This is a genomic window from Nocardia iowensis, assembly GCF_019222765.1.
GTDB lineage: Bacteria > Actinomycetota > Actinomycetes > Mycobacteriales > Mycobacteriaceae > Nocardia > Nocardia iowensis.
In genome coordinates, this window is sequence record NZ_CP078145.1 from 1793527 (window position 1) to 1814008 (window position 20482).

Sequence of the window (20482 nt, forward strand, 5' to 3'; positions counted from 1 at the left end):
GCTCATCGGGTGGCGAGGTAGATCGTGTTGCTCGACCGGCTTCCGGTGAGCAGGTTGTCGAAGAACACCTGCTGGGCTTCGACATCGGTGAAGACGGTTTCGAGGGTCGCGACGAATTGGTCGTCCGGGGCGTCGTCGGACCACAGGGCGAATGTGCCGCCCGGGGCGAGAAACGCGGACAAGGCGCGCAGGCCGTCCGGGGTGTAGAACGCACCGTGCGGGTGATGCAGCACGTGGCGTGGTGAGTGGTCGATATCCAGCAAGATCGCGTCGTAGGTTCGGCCAGGACGTGCCGGGTCGAACCCCATCGGGCCCGCGGCTGCCGCGAAGAAGTCCGCGCACACGAGCGTGACCCGGCTGTCGGCGGCCAATCCGGCAGTGTCGGGCAATAATTCGCGGTTGTGCCAGTCGATCACCGCCTCGGAATATTCGACGACGGTGAGTGTCCGAATTCGTGGATCGGCCAATGCTTCTCGCGCGGTGTAGCCCAAGCCGAGTCCGCCGACGATCACATCCAATTCCTCGCCGGGTGTACGGGCCAGGCCCAATCGGGCGAGCTCGCATTCAGCGACGGTGAACAGACTCGACATCAGGTACTCGTCGCCGAGCTTGACTTCATAGACATCGGTGCGCGCGGTGGGATCGAACCGGCGGCGCAGGCTGATCTCGCCCATCGGCGTCGGCTGCCAGCCGAGTTCCTCGAAGTGTGCGCTCATCGCAGTGACGATAGGCCTAGGGAGTCGGCTGCCCTCGGCGCGGCTTGCTGCCCAGTGGTCGCTGGTTCGAGGACGCATCTACTATCGACACATGATCCGGCTGACCGATCCGCGGCCAGTGCCTTCTGCTCTAACCAGCCCTCGTCCGCTGCGGCCGGCGGCAGATGACCTACCCGATGATCGTCTCCGTGGCTGGCTTGTCACCGCATTTCTTACCACCATCGCGGCGATTACGCGTTTCATCAATCTGAATTATCCGACCGATGGTGGATATCCGGTATTCGATGAAAAGTATTACGCATCTCAGGCTTGGGAGATGTTGACCAATGGGATGTGGATCGATGACAATCCCGCGTTCCCGGTAATCGTTCATCCGCCGGTCGGTAAGATGGCGATCGCGCTCGGGGAAGCGATTTTCGGTTACAACGCATGGGGCTGGCGGTTTTCCGCTGCGGTAGCGGGAACCGTGTTGGTACTGATCGTGATCCGGATCGCGCGGAGGTTGGCGCGGTCGACCATGGTCGGCGCGATCGCTGGGATTCTGATGATCGCCGACGGGGTCACTTTTGTGCAATCCCGTATCGGTATGCTGGATATCTTTCTCGCGTTGTTCGCCACTGCGGCATTCGGCTGTCTCGTGGTGGACCGTGACGAACTTCGGGCGCGGATGGCGCATGCCGATCGGGCCGGTCGCACCACCTCGACGCCATATGGCCCAAGGCCGGGTGTGCGATGGTGGCGGTTCGCTGCCGGCCTATTTCTAGGGCTTGCCTGCGGGACGAAATGGTCGGGAATCTACTTCGTGGTCGCGTTCTTTCTGCTGTGCCTGGTATTCAGTGCGACCATGCGGCGTTCCTACGGTGTGACCCGGCCGTGGGTCGGCACCTTCGTGCGTGACCTGGTCCCCTCGCTGTATGCAATGATCGTCATTCCGCTGGGTGTCTACCTCGCCTCGTACGGCGGTTGGTTTGCCAGTGAGACCGGTATCAACAGATATGCGGTCGGAAATCAAATCGGAACGGGCGGATTCTTTTCTTTCGTTCCCGATGCGCTGCGATCCCTGTGGTATAACAGCGGCCAGGTTCTCAACTTCCACACGCATCTGACGAACTCGGCGGGTAACCACCATCCGTGGGAATCGAAGCCGTGGACGTGGCCCATGGGGCTGCGCCCGATGCTGTACTACTTTCCTGACCCTAATACGGCAAGCGGCTGCGGCTATTCGCCGTGCGTGAAAGCCATGATGCTGCTGGGAACACCCGTCATCTGGTGGCTGGCATTGCCCGTGCTCTTTTGGGCTGCTTGGCGATCCATCACCCGTCGTGACTGGCGATACGCGACCGTACTGGTCGGCTACCTGGCGGCATGGCTGCCGTGGTTCGTGTCCCTGGATCGTCAGATGTATTTTTTCTACGCCACGGCGATGGCGCCGTTCCTGATGATGCTTCTCGCGATCGGGCTCGGCGATCTCGTCGGCCGGGCACCGCATTCCGACGAGCATCGGCGTTTGCGGCTGCTGGCTGTATGCCTGTACCTGGGAGTTGTAGTGGCCAACTTCGTCTGGATATGGCCGATTCTTACGGCGCTGCCGATTTCGATGGATACCTGGCAGCGAGAGTTGTGGTTGCCGAGTTGGCGGTAGCGCGTCAGCCACCGTTCTGCGGTGTACAGCGTGCGCGCAGGGTGGGCACGCCGGGTCCCGCGAGGTCGTCGCAGTAGGCATGTCTGCCCGCCATTGCCATCGTGAGGGCGATGGTCGTCCCGCGAACCAAGGGCCCGGTGCCAACAGCGAAGGGACCGTCGGTCGCCTCGAGGTGAAGGCCCTCGATAATGCGGCGGCTGGCCACCGTGAAATCGCGACCGGCGAAGAACCGCGCAACCTCGGTGGTCGCCGCGACCGACGGTGTGCGCGTCAGCCCGAGCGGCCGCCGAATGTCCTGGGCATGGACAACCACCTCGCCGAGCCAAGCCGCCGTATGCCCCGACGGCGCGGTGGTGGACGTGACGACCGCCCGGAACCGTTCGAGAGTTTCGGCTGGCGTCGCCCCCCGATGCTCGGCCAGCCGCCGATCATTGTGCCGGTCGAAATCGAAGCGGGCACCGAGCACACTCACCAGCCACCGCACCCGCCCGATACTCGCCCCCGCGGTGAGATGCGCAACAACCTCCTCCACCACCCAGCGCCCGCACAACGACCGCCGCCCCCACTGCCCGTCATCCAGTCCCGCGAGATCCTCCACCAACGCGGCCCGTTCCGCATGCGCCATAGCCCAAAGACTCTCGCGCGACACAACATCCGACACCGACGGTTCCTCCACTTCGAGCGAAGCCGGCCAGCAAGGACGGCCCTACGACTGATCCGCTCCCGGTGGGCGTGCGGTTCATCATTTGAGACGGTCGCGCTCGCTCGAATTCATCGGTCGTGCGGTGATCCCAGCCGTCGTGCGGATGGCGATGGTGCGCTTACCCAGTTGCGGCTACTTGCCGTCGTGGCGGTGCCCGATTTCCTTGGTGAGGGCGATGGCGTCGGTCAGCATTGCGGGGGCTTGGCTGCATTCGTCGGTGGTGATGTTCTTGGTGGTGCCGTTGCTATAGGTGACGGTCACGGTGAAGGAGAAGGCGTCGCGGCAGTCGTTTTCGGTGTAGGTGTCGTTCAATGCCAGGAATTGCTCGCTGCCGACCAGGTCGAATAGGGGAGCGCGGCGCTGGTTGTCGACCTCGGCATCTACGGTGTAGACCTCGTTGACGCCGGCGAAGCCGCCGGTCTGGTTCACTTCGACGCGGGTCGGCTCCGGAGCCCCTGTCCCGGGCGGGGTTCCGCCGGAGCCGCTGCAAGCCGCCGCCGCGAGAAGCAGCGTGACGACTACTGCGGCCGGAAGAAACAGCAGTTGTGAGAGACCACGGCGGGACCGGAATTCGCCCATACCGCACAGTATCGGCGCCGGGTACGTCGAGACAATGGAGCTCTCAACTGGGGAAAACTCGAGCGACTCCCGTGATGGTTATGACGCGCGTCACGTACTGTCACGTCTCGGGGGCCTGCGTTGTCCCATGGACATGACTGATCTCAACGACACCATCAAGGTCGTCGTCATCGGTGGCGGCTACGCCGGCACGGTGGCGGCCAATCATCTGCGGGTGCGCACCGACGTCGACGTCACCCTCGTCAACCCGCGCCCGAAATTCGTCGAACGAATTCGCCTGCACCAGTTCGTGGCCGGTACCAGCGAGGCCACCGCGGACTACCGCACGCTGCTCGGTGACGGCGTGCGGCTGGTAATCGACAGTGCCACCCACATCGACACCTCCGCCCGGACCGTGCGGCTCGCATCGGGCCGCGCACTCGACTACGACTACGTCATCTACGCAGTGGGCAGCACCGCGGCGCCGCCCGTCTCGGTGCCCGGCGCGGCCGAATTCGCTTACCCCATAGCGGAATGGGAGCACGCGCAACGGTTGCGCGCCGCCCTCGACGAAGTGCCCCCGGACGCCCCGATCACCATCGTCGGTGGTGGGCTCACCGGCATCGAGACCGCCGCCGAGCTGGCCGAACAGGGCCGCGTCGGCACGCTGGTCGGTGGCGGTCGACTGGCTCCTTCGTTCCTGGCACCGGCCCGGCGGTCGGTGGCCAAGTGGCTGGCCGGGCACGGGGTCGAGGTGCTCGAGTCCGCGAAGGTGGCCGAGGTGCGGCCGGACGAGGTGGTGCTGGCCGACGGCACCGTGCTGCCAAGCGCGGTCACCATCTGGACCGCGGGGTTCGTCGTGCCGGAGTTGGCCGCCCGCACCGGCCTGCGCACCGACGCGCTCGGCCGTCTCCGCACCGACGAGACGCTGACCAGCATCGACGACGACCGCATCATCGCGGCCGGTGACGCCGCCGCACCGTCGGGGCAGCCGCTGCGGATGAGCTGCCAAGCCGCCGGACCCCTCGGCGCCCAAGCCGCCGAGACCGTGCTGAGCCGCATCGCAGGCGCGCAGCCCGCCGAGTTGGACGTGGCGTTCGTTGGCTCCGCTGTCAGCCTGGGGCGACGCGCCGCCACCATACAGTTCGCCCGCAAGGACGACACGGCGGTGAACTTCTACGTCGGCGGCCGTCTCGGTGCGCCGCTCAAGGAGGCGGCTTGCAAAGGCACGCTGTGGGGAATCCGCCGAGAAGCCCGCAAGCCGGGCTCGTACGTTTCTCTCAAGGGCGGTGGTAACCGGCTGGTGACCGAGGTCGGCACGAACCCGTGACCACCGACGCCGAGCGGTTCACCCTGCCGTTGGCCACGGCCGCCTACGAAAATCTCTACCCCGCAACCGAACCCGACGATCCGCTGCAACGTCAGCCACTGAAAGGAACCCCATCATGAAGGCAATCATCGTGTGCACCTCGGTATCTCACGGCAACACCAGGAGGATCGCCGAAGTCATGGGCCAGGTGCTCGACGCCCGTGTCGTCGACCCCGAGGAGGTCGATATGGCGGAGCTCGCCACCTACGACCTGGTGGGGTTCGGCTCGGGAATCTTCCAGATGTCCTTCCATCCACGACTGCGCCAGTTCGTCCGTTCGCTGCCGAAAGAGCAGCGCCGCAAGGCATTCGTCTTCGCCACCAGCGGCATGCCCGAACCCCGTTTCCGGCGCTACACCCGCTCCTTCGCGCGACTGCTCGAACAAAAGGGCTTCGAAGTAGTCGACACCTTCACCTGCCGCGGCCTCGATACCTGGCTCCCCTTCAAACTCGTCGGCGGCGTCAGCAAGGGGCACCCCGACGCCACCGACCTGACCGCCGCCCGCACGTTCGCCAAAAGCCTCCGAGCCCGGATCGGCGCCACGTCCTGACTGGTCAGGCCCCAACTGCGGGTCCGTTAACGGATATTCGGCAGGTCCCTGAGTTGCCTGCGGGAGGTGAGTCCGAGCTTGCGGAAGATGTTGCGCAGGTGGGCGTCTACTGTGCGTGGGCTGAGGAACAGGGTGGCGGCTACCTCTTTGGACGTGGCGCCGGTGGCGACCAGGCGGGCGATGTGCACCTCTTGCATGGTGAGTTCGTCGTAGGTGTCGGCGGAACGGCTGCGTGCCACTTCGCCGGTGCCGCGGAGTTCGGCGGCGGCGCGGTGAGCGAATGCCGCCATTCCGATCCCGGACAGGAGATCGTGGGCGGTGCGTAGCTGTTCGCGGGCGTCACGGCGTCTTCCGTTGCGGCGCAACCATTCCCCGTACAGCAGGTGGGCTCTGGCACGGTAGGGCGCTTCGGGACTTTCGGCTAGATATTCGATCGCCGCGCGGTAGTCGTCTTCGACGCCGGTGACCAGCGCTCGGGCGTACGCGGTGACGCCGAGACCCATGGGTGTTGCACTGGGCACTGTGCGTTCGGTCAGGGCTGCCAGCGCTTGCGCAGCCGCGTCGTGCTCGCCGCAGCGGATCGCCGCCTCCACCAGCTCGGGCAGCGCGATCCCGGCGAGGAAGAGATCCCCTGGCGCGGTGGCCTGTCGGGCGGCGGCCAGCGCGGCCGGGTAGTTCGCCAGTCCGTTGTGCAGCACGGCCGTCGCCCAGTGGACGTTGGCGATCATCAGGCCGGTAGTCGTTGCGGTCAGCGCCTTTTCGAAGAGCTTCGACGCCTCCTCGGCGTCACCGCGCATCGCGGCCAGGTGTAGTCGCGGGTACAGCGCTGGCGCGTCACCGAAAGCGTCGGCGATCGCCTCCTCCTCGGCGATGGCCGACATCGCTTGTCCGAAGTCGCCGGTGAGCACGGCGGCGGTGGCCACCTGGGTCAGCCCGAGGCGCAGCGCGAGCGGCGCCCCGCTGTCGCGGCCGGTCTTCATCAGCCACTCGGTGACGGCCGTGTGCGCCGCACCATCCCAGAGTTCGGCGGCGAGCATGGCGGCCAGCGCGGGCCGTCGAGTCCACATCGAAGTCTCGGCGAGGATCCGGCGCAGCAGGGGAACGGCGGCGCGGTGTCCCTCGGTGGTCAATCGGACCAGTGCGTCGAGCAGGTCCGGTGGCTGTGGTGCCTGCGGCGCCGAGCGCGCCTCGGTGACCACGGTGTCCATCACGCCGCTTGCGCGGCCGACGACGAGCCCCATTTCCAGTGCGTCCAGGAAGCATTCGCGTGCCTGCGCCGGATCGAGGCCGACCAGGCGACGCGCCGCGCGCAGCATGAACGCCGACCCGTCGCGGTGACTGTGCCGCACGAAGGCGATCCGCCCGTGTAGCAGCTCGACTTTCGCGTCGGTGAGCTCGTCCGTGGTTTCGACGGTGGTGAGCAACTCGGCCGCCGCGTCGGTGTCGCCCGCGTCGAGCCTGGCCGACACCGCCGCGAGCGTGCGTTCGGCCCGCAGGCCGGGGTCGAGCGAGAACGCCGCCGCTCGCTCGAGGAACGCGGCGGCCGCCGCCACACCGCCGCGTGCCTGGGCACGGGACGCCGACCGTGCCAGCTCCGCCGCGAGCTCGTCGTCCGGTCCGGAGCTGCCTTGGGCCCGGTGCCAGATCCGCCGGTCCGGGTCGAGATCCGGATCGGTGACGTCGGCCAGCGCGCGGTGAACGCGGTAGCGCTCGTGCGGTTTCGCGGCCCGGTAGACGGCGGAGCGCGCCAGCGGGTGGCAGAAGCGCACCCGGGTGGCGAACTCGGCCAGCCCGGACGCTTCGGCGGCGGGGGCGCTGGTCGTCACGTCGATGCCGAGCAGCTGCGCGGCAGGCCACAGCAGGCCGGGGTCACCGGTCGGGTCGGCACTGGCCACGATCAGCAGCAGTTGGGCGGCCGCGGGCAGCTCGGCCAGCCTGACTTGGAAGCCGCGTTCGATCCGGTTCGGCAACGACGCCGCGTCGGGGAGGGCGAAGCCGCCCGCCTTCGGTAATTCGAGCAGGGCCAGCGGGTTTCCGCGTGCCTCGGCCAGGATGCGGTAGCGCACCTGCTCGTCGAGCGTGCTGACGCTCGCCGCTGCCAGCAGCGCCCGCGCGTCCGCGTCGCGTAGCCCTTCGATCGGCAGGCCGGGCAGTTCGTCCAGCCGCTCTTCGGAATTCATCGTGCGGGCCGCGAAGACCATCGCGACGGGTTCCGAGGTGATACGGCGAGCGAGGAATGTCAAGGCCTTCGACGACGCGTCGTCGAGCCACTGGGCGTCATCGATCAGACACAGCAACGGGTTTCGCTCGGTCGCGCTGGTCAGTAGCTCCAGCGTCGCGAGGCCGATCCGGAACAGGTCGGGTGTGCCGGTGGCCAGTCCGAATGCGACCTGGAGTGCTTCACGATGCCGAGCGGACAGTTCGTCGAGGTGTCCGAGCACCGGCGCGCACAGCTGGTGCAGGGCGGCGAACGGCAGCTCGGTCTCGAACTCCGACCCGGACGCCGCGATGACCCGGAAGTCGGCCGCACTCGCCCGAATGTGGTTCAGCAGAGCACTCTTTCCGATGCCTGGCTCGCCACGCAACACCAGTGCGCCACCGTTGCCCGTGCGGGCAGCATCGACCAGTTCGTCCAGGCACCGGATCTCGTTGTTTCTGCCCACCAGCGGTCGCACGCACCGAACGTTAGGCGAACATCCCATCTTTCGCGCACGTGGTCGATGCGTGCGATCTGCCGACGCCTGCGGACCGGTGTCGGCAGGGCGCTCTCAATAGGTCAACGCAACACTTGATTCCCACGACGAATCGGGGATGTGGTGCGTGATGACCAGAACAGCGGTATCCGAAGCACATCGTGCGTCAGCTTGCCCGAGCAGCGTTGTCCGACCGCGCTCAGTGCGGCTCAGGAGGCGTGGACGCCGGTGAAGGACAGCAGGATTCGGGCGGTTCGAGTGGGATTCTCGATCGGGGGTGAGTGGCCGGTGCCCGGCACGGTTACCACAGTCGCACCGGGAACGGCGCGGTACTCGGCGGCGGATGAGGACCGCCACCTGAGATCCTCCTCGCCGAAGATCACCAGCAGCGGTTTTCCGAGGGGCGACAGCCGTTCCGGGAGCCCTTGTTCGTTCAGATACGCGCGGACGGCATAAGAGGTCGCGCCGAACACGCGTAAGTCCATGTCGCGCACCTGATCCAGGAACGGTTGCGGGATCTGATACCCCGGGGCGAACCCGGAGGCGGCGACCGAGCGGAGCTGCTCGTCGGTGAAATTCGGCCACTGCCGCGGGTCGATGGCGGCCTCCTCCCCGAGGTAGGCGGACATGTTGGGGCCGGAGTTGATCAGCACGAGTGCGGTCACCAGGTCGGGTCGTTGCTCGGCAAGGGCTGCGGCAACCACCCCGCCGCTGGAATGGCCGACCACGAAGGCATGCTCGACACCGAGCCGGTCCAGGACCGCGCCCGCCCGGCGAGCCTGGTCAGGGACGGTGTAGCTCGCGTCGACCGGTTTGGCCGACCGACCACACCCGAGCAGGTCGATCCGGATGACCCGGTGGGATCCGGTCAGCAGCGCAACCATCGGCTCCCACGAACGGGCCGACGCGGCGGTCCCATGGATGAGCAGGAGTGCGGGTGCGTCGCGGCGGCCGTCCTGGCACACGTGGATCTCACCGTCGTCCAGCGACAGGATCGACGATTCGCTATTGAAAACTGTCATGTACGCACTGTCCCCGCCGGTGGATGCCGGTGGATTGGACAAATGTTTGCCTCAGCCCGGCGTGCGTAGCATGGCGCCATGGGGTCCGACCGGGATGACGTGTTGTGGGATATCGCGTGCCCCAAGCAATCCAGCCGCGTGCCCGGGATAACCATGGCCGGGTTCGGCGATCGGGGCATCACCCCGCCCAGCATCCGGCTGATCCCACACCCGGCCGTGACCCTGCTGCTCGTGTTGGACGGCACGATTGCTGTGGAAGACGCAACCGGTCACCAACGGCGGGGCAGCTTCGTCACCGGACTCGGGTTCGGCGAAACCATCCATGGACTGCGGGCACAGACCTTCGAGTGCCTGCAGGTGCGCATGTCACCCGTGGTCGCACACGCGGTTCTGGGTGCCGCCGCCGAGCTGGACAACGCCGTGGTGACCCTCGACGACCTCTGGGGTCGGCAGGCTGCACAGCTCACTGAGCAACTGGGTGCCCTCCCCTCCTGGGAGGAGCGCTTCGCATGGACCGACGCCTGGCTCGCCCGACGCTGCGCGGCGGCGCCGCGAGTAGACCCGGAGGTGGCCTGGGCTTGGCACCGAATCACTGCTACCCACGGCATGATCCGCATCGAGCACCTTGCGGCCGAACTAGGCTGGTCCCGGCTACGCCTGTGGTCCCGGTTCCATGCACAGATCGGCCTCCCACCCAAACGCGCCGCGAAGCTGGTCCGCTTCGACCACGCCGTCCACAACCTGGTCGCGGGCCAAGACGCCGCCGGAGTCGCGGCCGATCGCGGCTACACAGACCAGTCCCACCTACACCGAGATATCGCGGCATTCACCGGTTTGACCCCCGCGACCGTGGTGGACGAACCGTTCCTCGCGGTCGACGACCTAGCATGGGGTTGGCCAGGACCGCCGACCACTCGCCCACGCCGCCCACCGCGAAAATGCCTTGGCTGAACAAACTTTCGCTTCTACCCTCCCCCCAATGACCCAAGCGTCGTCCCTCGAATTCGTGCATCTCGGTCGGGGCGCCCTCGCTGTCACGCACCGGCCGAAGGTCAAGCTGCTGCCTGCGATGCGGGCCGCAGGCGTGACGCATCTGGTCACGCTGCTGTCCAGACGCGAGGGTGCGCTGATGGTAGGAACTGCTGCCAAAGCCGCTGGGCTGGAGTGGATCTGGGTGGAGATTGCCAATGGCAGGCAGCCGCCGCCCGCCTGCCGGCACGAAATCGTCGCGGCTCTGACGATGTTGGCCGAACTCCTCGACGACGGCGCGGAAGTGGTCATCCACTGTTCGGCGGGCATACACCGCACCGGGATGTTCACCTACGCACTACTGCGCACCTGCGGCCTCGACCCCGACGAGTCGATGGACGTCCTGGCGCGGTTGCGTGCCGCCACTGCCGCAGGAGTCGGCGCGGAACGCCTTGCCTGGACCGAGCAGCTATCGAAGGCAGCTCGCGACCGACTGGACAACCCACCACAGCACTGACGGTGTCGGCTTGGAAGGCAATGCACCGCTCGGAACTCTTCGGCCGCAGCCTGCGCGAGGTCCTCAGCACCAGTGCAGATATCGGTGATTTCTGCCGACGCGAGCCCCGCAGCGTCGCTGCGAATCTTGCGGCATGACGTCCTTCGGCATCTCGTCCAGCATCTGGCGCCCTATGTCACTTAGTGACATACTGGCGTTTAGTGTCGACAAGAGAGGATGTTTAGTGTCGACAAGAGAGGATTCAGTGGCTGACGCGACGACCGAGTCTCGACCGGGAGGGATGAGTGAGCAGCGGCGCAGGCGCATCCGCCTGGAGATCTCCCGCGAGGCTGCGCGCCTGTTCTGGAACCAGGGCGTGGCCGCGACCAGCGGCGAGCAGATCGCGGAGGCGGTCGGGTTGTCGGTGCGCACCATCTGGCGGCACTTTCGCACCAAGGAAAGCTGTGCCGAGCCGATCGTGACCAAGGGTGTCGAATGGTTCGTCGAGGCATTGCGCCGCTGGCCCCCGCAGCTCTCCCTGGAAGAGCATTTCGCCGAGGTGCGGGCAACGATCCGCCGCACGCCGGAGGAGTCGGCCGATGACCTGGCCGGGGTGCAGTTGATCATCCTGGCCGAGACGGAGCCTGCGATCCGATCGGCCTGGCTGATGGCGTGCGATCAGATAGAGCGCGAGCTGGTCGCGATCATCGCGAGCCGACTGCGCCGCCCGCTCGATGATGTCGAGGTGCGCAGGCACGCGGCCGCGGCAACCGCCGCTATCCGGGTGCTCAACGAGGCCTTCAGCCCCGCCGTTCTGGCGGGTGACGATCTCACCGAGATCCCCGAACCCTTCGAAGCCATGGCACGCGCGGTGCGCGTCGCCACCAGTGGGGTTGTCGGCGACCCCGTCGAGTTCTGAAAGCGGTATGGACATGGCGTTACCCGAATTCGTTTCGGTAGAGGACCTTTTCAGCCCGCCCGTCCGCGCGGCGGCATCGATCTCGCCGGACGGTAAACGGATCGCCTATCTGGCGCCCTGGCAGAACCGGCTGAATGTGTGGGTGCAGGACCTCGACTCGGCCGAGGAACCGCGCTGCGTGACCGCCGACGGCAACCGCAGCATTTACGACTTCCACTGGACCGACGATCCCCGGTGGCTGCTCTACGCCCAGGACGACAACGGCGACGAGAACTGGCATCTGTACCGCGTCGACCTGTGGCACCCGGATGCCGCTGCGGTCGATCTCACCCCGTTCCCCGGCGCGATGATGCTGAGCCTTGATCTGCCCCGCGGTCGGCCCGGCACCGCGATCGTCACGCTGAACAGCAGGAAGGTCGAGGAGTTCGATCTCTACGAACTCGACATCGCCACCGGCGAATTGACGATGCTCGTGCCGAACCCGGGTCGCGTCGGTGGCTGGAAGGTGAGCCACAACGGTGACCTGTTCGCCTGGTCGATGACCGACGACGGCGACATCGAATTGGCGCAATGGGACAGTGCCACAGGCACATTGCGCCGAGTCGCGGTATGGGACGGCGCCGACTATCCGATGGGTGTCTCGCCGATTCAGATCACGCCGGACGGCACCGGGGCGTGGGTCGGTTCCAATCGGGACACCGACCGGACGCGGCTGGCCCGTATCGACCTGACCACCGGGCAGGAGACCGAGGTCGACAGCCACCCGAGCTTCGACCTCGATTCCTCGTCGCCGCTCATCCTCGGCCGACGGACCGGAAAGCTCATCGGGGCACGCTATCTCGGCGAACGACAGGTCATCCACCCCTTGGACCCGCACTTCGCCACGGTGCTGGCGAACTTGACGAAGCTGTCTGACGGCGACATCGGCGCACTGTCCTCGGACGACAGCGGGCAGCGGTGGATCGTCGGCTTCGAGCACGACCGGGACCCGGGCGTCACCTACTACTACGACCACGCCACGGGCGAGAGCCGGCTGCTGTTCCGGCCGTATCCCCATCTGAATCCCGAATCGCTCGCGCCGATGACACCGGTCACGATCCCGGCGCGCGACGGGCTCAGTCTCCCTTCGTATCTCACGCTGCCGGTCGGCGTGCAGCCGAAGGGGTTGCCGTTGGTGCTGGTGGTGCACGGCGGTCCGTGGACGCGGGACCGGTGGGGGTTCGACGGGGCAGCGCAATTGCTGGCCAATCGGGGATACGCGGTGTTGCAGATGAACTTTCGCGGATCGACCGGTTACGGCAAGGCGTTCGTCAAGGCCGCCATCGGGGAGTTCGCCGCCAAGATGCACGACGATCTCATCGACGGCGTGGCGTGGGCGGTCGAGCGGGGGTACGCCGATCCGGATCGCGTCGCCATCTTCGGCGGCTCCTACGGCGGTTACGCGTCATTGGTCGGTGTCACCTTCACCCCGGACGTCTTCGCCGCTGCCATCGACTACTGCGGTATTTCGAATCTGGCGAACTTCATGCGGACCATGCCCGTGTTCTCCCGGCCCTTCATGACCAACAACTGGTACCTGTTCGTCGGGGATCCCGACGATCCGCAGCAGGAGGCGGACATGCTGGCTCGCTCGCCGATCACCCGGGTCGATCAGATCCGCACGCCGCTGCTGGTGATCCAGGGCGCCAACGACGTTCGCGTCGTGCAAGCCGAATCCGACAACCTCGTCGAGGCGCTGCGGGCCCGGGGCGTCGAGGTCGAGTACCTGATCAGAGACGACGAAGGCCACGGCTTCGTGAATCCGGAGAACGTCATCGACCTGTTCCACGCGGTCGAGCGCTTCCTCGCTCAACACCTTGGCGGTCGCGAGATCCCCGGCCACCGGAGAACGGCCGCGAACGACGTGGCCTGCGCAGCGGAACCTGCCACCTAGGCGACAGCGCCCACCCGGCGCAACCAGTCGGCGAAAAGAACGAAAGGACATGACGTGCCCAACTATCGAGTCACCGCCACCACCTCGGCTCCCGTCGACACCGTGTGGGGTCTCCTGATCGACGGTCGTAGCTGGCCGCGGTGGTCGTCCGGGCTGGACGAACTGGTCGAGGATCGCTCCAGTGGCCTCGATCCGCACGGCCACGACGGTGTCGGTGCCGTCCGTGCGTTCCGTACCGGTCGGGTCGTCACCGGTGAGCGACTGACCGAACTGGTGCCGAACCGCCGCCTCGCCTACGAGGACGCCTTCAACTTCGCGATGAAGGACTACCGGGCCGCTGTCGAACTGGAGCCGACCGCCGCGGGCGGTACGACCATCACTTGGCACGGCACCTGGCGGATGCGGCCCGGCATCGGCTGGACCATGCCCTTCGTCCTGCCCGGGGTGATGCAGCGGATGGCGGACGACCTCGCCGGATACGCGGCCAAGGAGACTGGGTGAATGACCGGCGACCGTGAGACTCGGGACGGCGGCCGCCGCACCACTGCGGCCGTCGCCCGCCACGACGGCACGCACGCGCGCCGCCTAGCTGATCATGAATTCTCGGCCCGCTCCAGTTCCCCAGCCATCTTGGCGCCGATGTCGGACAACCCGAGCCCCAGCGCCCGCGCCATCTGCACGGGGGCGAGCTCCACGCCGGTCAGCCGACCGGCACGCGCGGCGAACTCGACCGCCATCAGCGAATCCATGCCCAACTCCAACAGCGGCGTTTGTACGTCGACGGCATCGGGGGACACTCCCATGACCACCGCGAGTACACCGACCAGTTCAGCGGTGACCGCAGCTGGGCGTTCCCCGGACGGCAGTGCCATGATCCGCGCGCGCAGTGCCGCCGACCCGCTACCCTCGGTGTCCGATCCCCGGGCGTAATCGGCGAAACGGGCCGACCGGGTCACCGCGGGCGTCGTGGCCGCGGCTGTCGCCCAGTCCATATCGAAGATCGATGCGTGCGCAATCCCGAGCCGCAGGCACTCACCGAGGTAGTCGGCCCCGGTATCCATCGGTATCGGCCGCAGCCCCACGGCGGCGAGGTACCGCACGGTTTCGCTATCCGCCTCAGCCATGCCGCCGCCTGCCATCGAGCCCCAATCCAGGCACAGTGCGGGCGCGCCGCGCCGGCGGCGGTGCTGCGCGAACGCTTGCAGCGCGGCATTGGCCGCGGCGTAGGCCACTTGCGGGAAGCCGCCGAGCAGCGCACTGACCGATGACCAGAGGACAAAGCAATCCAGCTCGACCCCGGCCGTACGCAAAGCGCTGTCGAGGTTGCGCGCGCCGTCGACCTTTCCGGCGAAGACCTGCGCGGTCCGCTCCGGTGTCAGCGACTCCACGGGGGTGTTGTCGACAATGCCCGCCGCGTGGAAGACACCGCGCAGCGGTACATCCCGCGCCGCAGCGCGCGCAACGAGAGCCGTCACCGCGTCGTAGTCGGCGATGTCGACCTTCTCCTCGACCACTTCCACTCCGGCGGCAGCGAATTCGGTCAGCTGCCGTTCGGCGTCCGCACCGACCGCGCCCCGGCGGCCGACCAGTACGAGGTGGCGTGCACCCGCCCGCACCAGCCAGCGTGCCGTCGCGAGACCGAATGCACCGAAGCCGCCGGTGATGAGATAGCTGGCAGCACAATGGATCCCGATCTCCGGGGCCTGGCGGCCGACGGACGGCCGCTGGTCGAGGTCGAGCACCACCCGTCCGATCCGCTTCGGCCGCACCACCGCCTCGAACGCCGCCGCGACCTCGGCGCTCGGATACATCTGGAACGGCAGGTGCTGATAGATCCCCGACTCGAGTTTCGCCACCAATTCCTGGGTGTATTGCCGAATGACCAACGGCCGGAACCGCATCAGGCGATCGAGGTCGACCGCGATGAAGGACAGATTGCGGTCGAACGGCCGCAGGTCGATGACGCCGCCGCCGTAGATGTCGGCCTTGCCGATTTCTACGATGCGCCCGAACTCCGCCGCCACATTGAGATTCTGTCGCACGAATTCGCCAGGGACACTGCTCAATACGACATCGGCGCCGTACCCCTCGGTGATCCGCAGGACGTCGTCGACGAAGGTGACCGTCCGCGAGTCGATGACATGGTTGGCGCCCGCCGACAGCGCGTAAGCCCGACGCTCCTCGCTACCGGCCGCCGCGATGACCACCGCGCCGAGCCGTCGCGCCACCTGGATCGCTGCCAGTCCGACGCCGCCCGCGCCGCCGTGCACGAGCACGATCTCACCGGACTGGATGCGCGCCGCTTCGATCAGCGCGATCTCCGCGGTGAGAAAGGGCACCCAGGAGCTGCATACCCCTGGTTCCCAGTGCGGTGGCACCACTACTGCGAAGTTCTGATCGGTGGTGAGGAACCGGCGCGCCATATCGGGAGCGGACACGAGGACTCGATCCCCGGCGGTGATGTCGCTGACTCCCGGCCCGATATCGACCACGGTGCCGGTGCCCTCGAGACCGATCCCTTTTCCGAAGAACGTGCCTTCCAGGTATTCGTCGGTCAGCACGCCCAGCACTTTGTAGGCATCTTTTGCATTGAGTCCCAGAGCGTCCATGCGGATTTCGATTTCGCCGTTTCCGGGCGGCGTGCGGTCGGTCTCGCGCCAGGCCAGGTCCTCGAGCAGCCGCGTGCGGGGTGGCTCGAGCACGAACGACCCTTCGGAGTCGTCGGGCGCGCGCTGTTCGTCGCGGCAACGCAAATGCTCCGCGAGGGTGCCACGGACACATTGCGCCCATCGGGTGCCCGAGCGCAGGCACACTTCGTCCTGCCCATCCCGATCGGTTGTGCTGTGCAGTAGTTCGCGGACAATCTGGTCCACCGACGTGTCCGGTTCGGTGTCGATCAGCCGCCACCGCCGCGACGGTTGTTCGTTGAACAGCGATCGGCGCGCTCCGACCAGCCCGCCGTGCGAAATGTCGAACTCGGCCGCCCCGGCCGCTGGCAGGCACAGGCTATTCGCTGTCACCACGACCCCGGTGATCGCGTCGTCGAAAGGTGCTGCCGCCCTGGCGATCCGGGCAAGCGCGTACACATTGTCCGACGCCGCGAATCCGGCGCCCGCGATGACTATCAACCGGGCCCGGTCCACCTCGTCGACCGCGAGCCCCGCGCGCAGTGCCGCCGCTATATCGGTCTCGACATCCGGCCCGAGCACGTCGGCGATCTCCAGCACACCGGAATGCGGCCATGCTCCGGCGATCGACCTCGCGCGCACCACAGCGCTATTCCCTAGTGCGACAACCAATCCGAACTCCCGCACCGGCACATCCGAAGCCTCGGCATCGAGCTCGTCGAGTTGCTCCCAGCGCGGTTCGTAGAAGACCCGTGCCATCCGGTCGAGCACCGGCATCGGCAGTGACACCGGCCGAAATTCCACTCCGCCGAGCGCCAGCACCTGCCTGCCGTCGGCGTCGAGAATATCCACGTCCGCCCGCAGCGCGCCGCCATCGCGCCGCCGAATCAGGACGGTGGCCGATGGCGGGATCGGCCCGAAGCGCCGGACGGTACGCACCGCCGTCGGCACGACGGCGCCAGCGAAATCGGGGCCCGATCGCGCCGCCAAGGCCGCGACGCATTGCAACGCCGCATCCAGCACGGCCGGATGCGCAAGATGCGCACTACCTTTCGCCACCGAGGTATCGAGCTCGGCGACTACGAAGTCCGCGCCGATGCGGGCCTCGATGACGCATTGGAACGCCGGACCGTACGCCAGTCCGTGCTCGGCGAGCACCGGATACAGATCGGCACCGCGAACCGTCGTCGTCTCGCCGCCGGTGGGCAGTTCGACGATCCGGGGCCGCAGCGGGCCTTCGACGAGCCGGCCCGACGCGTGCGGTGTCCAGGTGAAACCTTGTGCGGACCGGGCGGACATGGTGAACCGTTTCGTCGACTCCTCGACGGTCGAGCGGAGCAGCGGCACGTCGTGCGGATCGATCACCAGCGGCGTGACGAACCGGATGTCCTCGAGCGCCAACTCCTCCCGACCGGTTCGGATCGCGGCCGCGCTCAGTGCGGCGTCGAGGTAGGCCGCGCCGGGCAAAACGACGGCACCGCCGACGACATGATCGTGCAGCCACGGCAGCGAGCTGACCGAGAGTCCCGCGATCCACTCCGGTTCGGCGAGCTCCGGCCGCTCGCCGAGCATCGGGTAGCGAATATCGGTGCCGAGCCGGTCCCGCACCACCGGTTCCGTATCCGTCCATACCCGGGTCTTCTGCCACGGGTAGGCGGGCAGTGGGGCGTGTCGCGCGAACGCGGTGCCACCGGGGACCGAGGAACCGTCCAGGCTGCCCACGATGTAGAGCTCGGCGATCGCGCGCCGCAGGCCGACCAGATCGCCTTCTTTGCGGGACAGGGTGCCTATCGACGTGCCCGTCTCGCCGGAACGCACCAGGATCTCCCGTATATTGCCGCTCAGTACCGGATGCGGCCCGACCTCGAGGAATACCCGGTGCCCGTCCGCGACCAGACTGCCGACGGTGTCGGCGAAACGCACCGGCTCGCGGACATTCCGGCACCAGTACCGCGCATCCCATTCCGGCCCGTTCACCCGGGCGCCGGATACGGTGGAGAACAGCGGGATCCGCGGCTCCTGCGGCGCGAGATCGGCCAGCGCCGATCGCAACTCGTCGAGGATCGGGTCCATCAAGTGCGAGTGGTAGCCGACCTCGACGTCGAGGACGCGGACGAAGGCACCCGACGCGGCCAGTTCCTCCTGCACCCGCGCGACCGTCGCCCGGTCACCGGCCAAGGTGACCGCGGTGGGGCTGTTGACGGCCGCCACCGACACGCCATCGGCGTTCGAGAGTGCTTCCAGTACTTCGTTTTCCGGCAATCCGACGGCGATCATCGCACCACCGGTAGTGGCCTGCAGACGGGCCCGGTGGTAGCTCACCAGCAGCGCGTCGCGCAGGCTGAGCATCCCGGAAACATAAGCCGCGCTGACCTCGCCGACGCTGTGGCCGACGATCGCCGCCGGGCGCACACCCAACTCCGCGAGCTCGGCCGCCAGGCAGACCTGGATGAGGAAGTTCGCCGGCTGGGCGATCTCCGTTGTGGTGACTCGTGATTCTTCCTCGGGTCGCAGCAGCTCTTCGATGAGCGACCAGCCCGCGATCGCGGCGAACTCGGTGTCGATCCGCTGCGCGGTCCGCGCGAAGACACCACCGGACACCAACAGGTCGCGGCCCATCCGCCACCACTGCGGACCCATCCCGCTGAAAACGAATACCGGCCGCGCGGAACGCTCGGCGAGTGCGCGGAAGGGCGGCCGGTCCGCGCCCATGGCGAAGTTCTGCAGCTTGGTCTGCAGATCCGTCGAATCCGAGAAGTCGAATGCCGCGCGGAACGGATGGTGTGCCCGCCGCGTCCATGCCGCGGCGACGAGAGCGTGGATGTCGTGCTGCTGCTCGATCAGCGCGGCGAATCGGCGCGCCAGCTCGCGCGTCGCATCCGGAGTGCGGCCGGAGACCGGCAGTACCGGAAATACCGGGGGAGCGGGCTCCGTCGAGACCTGTTCGGGCGCTTGCACAATGGCGTGTGCGTTGGTCCCGCCATAGCCGAAGCTGTTCACCGCCGCGAGAACATCCCCGGTATCAGACAGCTCTTGAACCTCGGTGGGCACCCGAACGTTCAACTCCGCGAAGGGAATTTCCGGATTGGGGCGCTGCAGCCACCCCTGCGGCACGATCGTCCGATGGTAGACCGACAGCGTGGCTTTGATCAGTCCCGCGATGCCCGCCGCGGCTTCCAGGTGTCCGATCGTTGCCTTGACGGAACCGACATCGAGCGGCCGCTCCCGGCCGGGCGCGATGCCGTAAACCCTACCGAGAGCGTTCATCTCGAGCGGATCACCGACCGGTGTTCCGGTGCCGTGTGCCTCGACGTAGCCCACTTCGTGCGGTGCGATACCCGCGTCGGCGCACACCGCCCGCGCCAGCTCTTCCTGCGCGACCGGGTTGGGCACGGGGATGGCCGCGGTCCTGCCGTCCTGGTTCACGCCGGTGCCGCGCACGATGGCATAGACCCGGTCGCCGTCGCGCCGCGCGGCATCGAGTCGTTTGAGCACCACGATCCCGGCGCCTTCACCTCGGCCGTAACCATCGGCCGAGGCGTCGAATGCCTTGCAGCGGCCGTCGGCGGACAGGAAGCGGCCCTTGCTCATCGACACCGACGTCTCCGGCTGCAGCATGATATTGACGCCGCCCGCGAGCGCCGACTCGCACTCGCCGGCCAGAATCGCGCGCCTGGCCTGGTGTACCGCGACCAGCGAGGACGAGCACGCGGTATCGATGGTCATGCTGGGTCCCCGCAGGTTCAGCACGTAGGACAGCCGGTTGGACAGCAACGTGAACGTATAACTCATCGCCGTGTGCCCAGAAATGAACGGCCGTGCCGCGGGCGTGATGCGGGAAATAGCGTTGTCACTGGTGAAGGCGCCGATGTACACCCCAAGCGGCTGACCGTGCACGCGTGCGGTGAGGCCAGCGTCTTCCAGTGCCTCCCAAGCCACTTCGAGCAGCAGTCGCTGCTGTGGGTCGACGATCGAGGCCTCGCGCGGCGAGATACCGAAGAACTCGGGGTCGAAGTCCCACACCGAGTCGGTCAGGAACCCGCCGTGACGGGAGTACATGCGCCCCGGCGCTTCCGGATCCGGGTCGTAGTACTTGTCGAGGTTCCAGCGGTCGGCGGGTACCTCGACGATCCCATCCTTCTTGGTACGCAACAGATCCCAGAAGCTCGCGGTGTCGCGCACACCCCCGGGAAATCGGCACCCGATACCCACGATCGCGATCTGATCGGCGGATCGCTGATCCCCGCGCACGTCGCTGACTGTCATTGACTCCCCTTGTCGATAG

Annotated in this window: 15 protein-coding genes; 9 read left to right on the forward strand and 6 right to left on the reverse strand. The window is 67.1% G+C overall.

Features of this window, described 5'->3' with window-relative positions; genetic code table 11:
• Positions 1-2: 2 nt before the first annotated feature.
• Positions 3-716: a spermidine synthase gene (locus KV110_RS08130; RefSeq protein ID WP_218474790.1), complete on the reverse strand. Its 714-nt coding sequence runs from the start codon at positions 714-716 to the stop codon at positions 3-5.
• Positions 717-807: 91 nt separating this feature from the next.
• On the opposite strand from KV110_RS08130, the gene KV110_RS08135 reads away from it, so the two are divergent.
• Positions 808-2358, forward strand: a complete 1551-nt coding sequence (locus KV110_RS08135) for a dolichyl-phosphate-mannose--protein mannosyltransferase (protein WP_218474792.1) — start codon at positions 808-810, stop codon at positions 2356-2358.
• A gap of 4 nt (positions 2359-2362) precedes the next feature.
• Here KV110_RS08135 and KV110_RS08140 read toward each other — a convergent pair whose 3' ends face one another.
• Together KV110_RS08140 and KV110_RS08145 are read right to left on the reverse strand one after the other, a co-directional pair.
• Positions 2363-2983: a maleylpyruvate isomerase family mycothiol-dependent enzyme gene (locus KV110_RS08140; RefSeq protein ID WP_218474794.1), complete on the reverse strand. Its 621-nt coding sequence runs from the start codon at positions 2981-2983 to the stop codon at positions 2363-2365.
• A gap of 210 nt (positions 2984-3193) precedes the next feature.
• Positions 3194-3640 (reverse strand): protealysin inhibitor emfourin, encoded by a 447-nt coding sequence (locus tag KV110_RS08145; RefSeq protein ID WP_218474795.1) that lies wholly within the window; start codon positions 3638-3640, stop codon positions 3194-3196.
• A gap of 133 nt (positions 3641-3773) precedes the next feature.
• On the opposite strand from KV110_RS08145, the gene KV110_RS08150 reads away from it, so the two are divergent.
• Genes KV110_RS08150 through KV110_RS08155 form a run of 3 tightly spaced genes read left to right on the forward strand, consistent with a single transcriptional unit; the run spans position 3774 to position 5538 of the window.
• The gene (locus KV110_RS08150) at positions 3774-4949 is read left to right on the forward strand and encodes an NAD(P)/FAD-dependent oxidoreductase (RefSeq protein ID WP_218474797.1); all 1176 of its coding nucleotides are present in this window, start codon (positions 3774-3776) and stop codon (positions 4947-4949) included.
• Positions 4946-5068 carry a hypothetical protein gene (locus KV110_RS41760; RefSeq protein WP_281427755.1) on the forward strand — a complete coding sequence of 41 codons (123 nt, stop codon included), beginning with the start codon at positions 4946-4948 and terminating at the stop codon, positions 5066-5068. The genes KV110_RS08150 and KV110_RS41760 overlap by 4 nt, the downstream gene beginning before the upstream one ends.
• Positions 5065-5538, forward strand: coding sequence for a flavodoxin family protein (locus KV110_RS08155; protein WP_218474799.1), 474 nt, complete (start codon positions 5065-5067; stop codon positions 5536-5538). The genes KV110_RS41760 and KV110_RS08155 overlap by 4 nt, the downstream gene beginning before the upstream one ends.
• A gap of 26 nt (positions 5539-5564) precedes the next feature.
• On the opposite strand, the gene KV110_RS08160 is transcribed toward KV110_RS08155, so the two are convergent.
• On the reverse strand, positions 5565-8213 hold the full coding sequence (locus KV110_RS08160; RefSeq protein WP_218474801.1) for an AAA family ATPase: 2649 nt from the start codon (positions 8211-8213) through the stop codon (positions 5565-5567).
• A 227-nt stretch (positions 8214-8440) separates the two neighbouring features.
• Positions 8441-9253: an alpha/beta fold hydrolase gene (locus KV110_RS08165; RefSeq protein ID WP_218474803.1), complete on the reverse strand. Its 813-nt coding sequence runs from the start codon at positions 9251-9253 to the stop codon at positions 8441-8443.
• Between the two features lie 78 nt (positions 9254-9331).
• Here KV110_RS08165 and KV110_RS08170 point away from each other — a divergent pair, with 78 nt between their 5' ends.
• The 5 genes from KV110_RS08170 to KV110_RS08190 all read left to right on the forward strand — a co-directional run bounded on the left by KV110_RS08170 (position 9332) and on the right by KV110_RS08190 (position 14071).
• Positions 9332-10204 carry an AraC family transcriptional regulator gene (locus KV110_RS08170; protein WP_218474805.1) on the forward strand — a complete coding sequence of 291 codons (873 nt, stop codon included), beginning with the start codon at positions 9332-9334 and terminating at the stop codon, positions 10202-10204.
• 28 nt (positions 10205-10232) lie between these two features.
• Positions 10233-10739: a protein-tyrosine phosphatase family protein gene (locus tag KV110_RS08175; RefSeq protein ID WP_218474807.1), complete on the forward strand. Its 507-nt coding sequence runs from the start codon at positions 10233-10235 to the stop codon at positions 10737-10739.
• Between the two features lie 280 nt (positions 10740-11019).
• Positions 11020-11637 carry a TetR/AcrR family transcriptional regulator gene (locus KV110_RS08180; RefSeq protein WP_218474809.1) on the forward strand — a complete coding sequence of 206 codons (618 nt, stop codon included), beginning with the start codon at positions 11020-11022 and terminating at the stop codon, positions 11635-11637.
• Between the two features lie 13 nt (positions 11638-11650).
• On the forward strand, positions 11651-13570 hold the full coding sequence (locus KV110_RS08185; protein WP_218474811.1) for a S9 family peptidase: 1920 nt from the start codon (positions 11651-11653) through the stop codon (positions 13568-13570).
• Positions 13571-13624: 54 nt separating this feature from the next.
• Positions 13625-14071, forward strand: a complete 447-nt coding sequence (locus tag KV110_RS08190) for an SRPBCC family protein (protein WP_218474813.1) — start codon at positions 13625-13627, stop codon at positions 14069-14071.
• A 92-nt stretch (positions 14072-14163) separates the two neighbouring features.
• Here KV110_RS08190 and KV110_RS08195 read toward each other — a convergent pair whose 3' ends face one another.
• On the reverse strand, positions 14164-20463 hold the full coding sequence (locus KV110_RS08195; protein ID WP_218474815.1) for a type I polyketide synthase: 6300 nt from the start codon (positions 20461-20463) through the stop codon (positions 14164-14166).
• Positions 20464-20482 lie beyond the last annotated feature (19 nt).

Excerpts from the sequence above, each read along its gene's own strand:
- KV110_RS08130 (WP_218474790.1), bottom strand. The coding sequence starts at position 716 with ATGAGCGCACACTTCGAGGAACTCGGCTGGCAGCCGACGCCGATGGGC.
- KV110_RS08135 (WP_218474792.1), top strand. The coding sequence starts at position 808 with ATGATCCGGCTGACCGATCCGCGGCCAGTGCCTTCTGCTCTAACCAGC.
- KV110_RS08140 (WP_218474794.1), bottom strand. The coding sequence starts at position 2,983 with ATGGCGCATGCGGAACGGGCCGCGTTGGTGGAGGATCTCGCGGGACTG.
- KV110_RS08145 (WP_218474795.1), bottom strand. The coding sequence starts at position 3,640 with ATGGGCGAATTCCGGTCCCGCCGTGGTCTCTCACAACTGCTGTTTCTT.
- KV110_RS08150 (WP_218474797.1), top strand. The coding sequence starts at position 3,774 with ATGACTGATCTCAACGACACCATCAAGGTCGTCGTCATCGGTGGCGGC.
- KV110_RS08155 (WP_218474799.1), top strand. The coding sequence starts at position 5,065 with ATGAAGGCAATCATCGTGTGCACCTCGGTATCTCACGGCAACACCAGG.
- KV110_RS08165 (WP_218474803.1), bottom strand. The coding sequence starts at position 9,253 with ATGACAGTTTTCAATAGCGAATCGTCGATCCTGTCGCTGGACGACGGT.
- KV110_RS08170 (WP_218474805.1), top strand. The coding sequence starts at position 9,332 with ATGGGGTCCGACCGGGATGACGTGTTGTGGGATATCGCGTGCCCCAAG.
- KV110_RS08175 (WP_218474807.1), top strand. The coding sequence starts at position 10,233 with ATGACCCAAGCGTCGTCCCTCGAATTCGTGCATCTCGGTCGGGGCGCC.
- KV110_RS08180 (WP_218474809.1), top strand. The coding sequence starts at position 11,020 with ATGAGTGAGCAGCGGCGCAGGCGCATCCGCCTGGAGATCTCCCGCGAG.
- KV110_RS08185 (WP_218474811.1), top strand. The coding sequence starts at position 11,651 with ATGGCGTTACCCGAATTCGTTTCGGTAGAGGACCTTTTCAGCCCGCCC.
- KV110_RS08195 (WP_218474815.1), bottom strand. The coding sequence starts at position 20,463 with ATGACAGTCAGCGACGTGCGCGGGGATCAGCGATCCGCCGATCAGATC.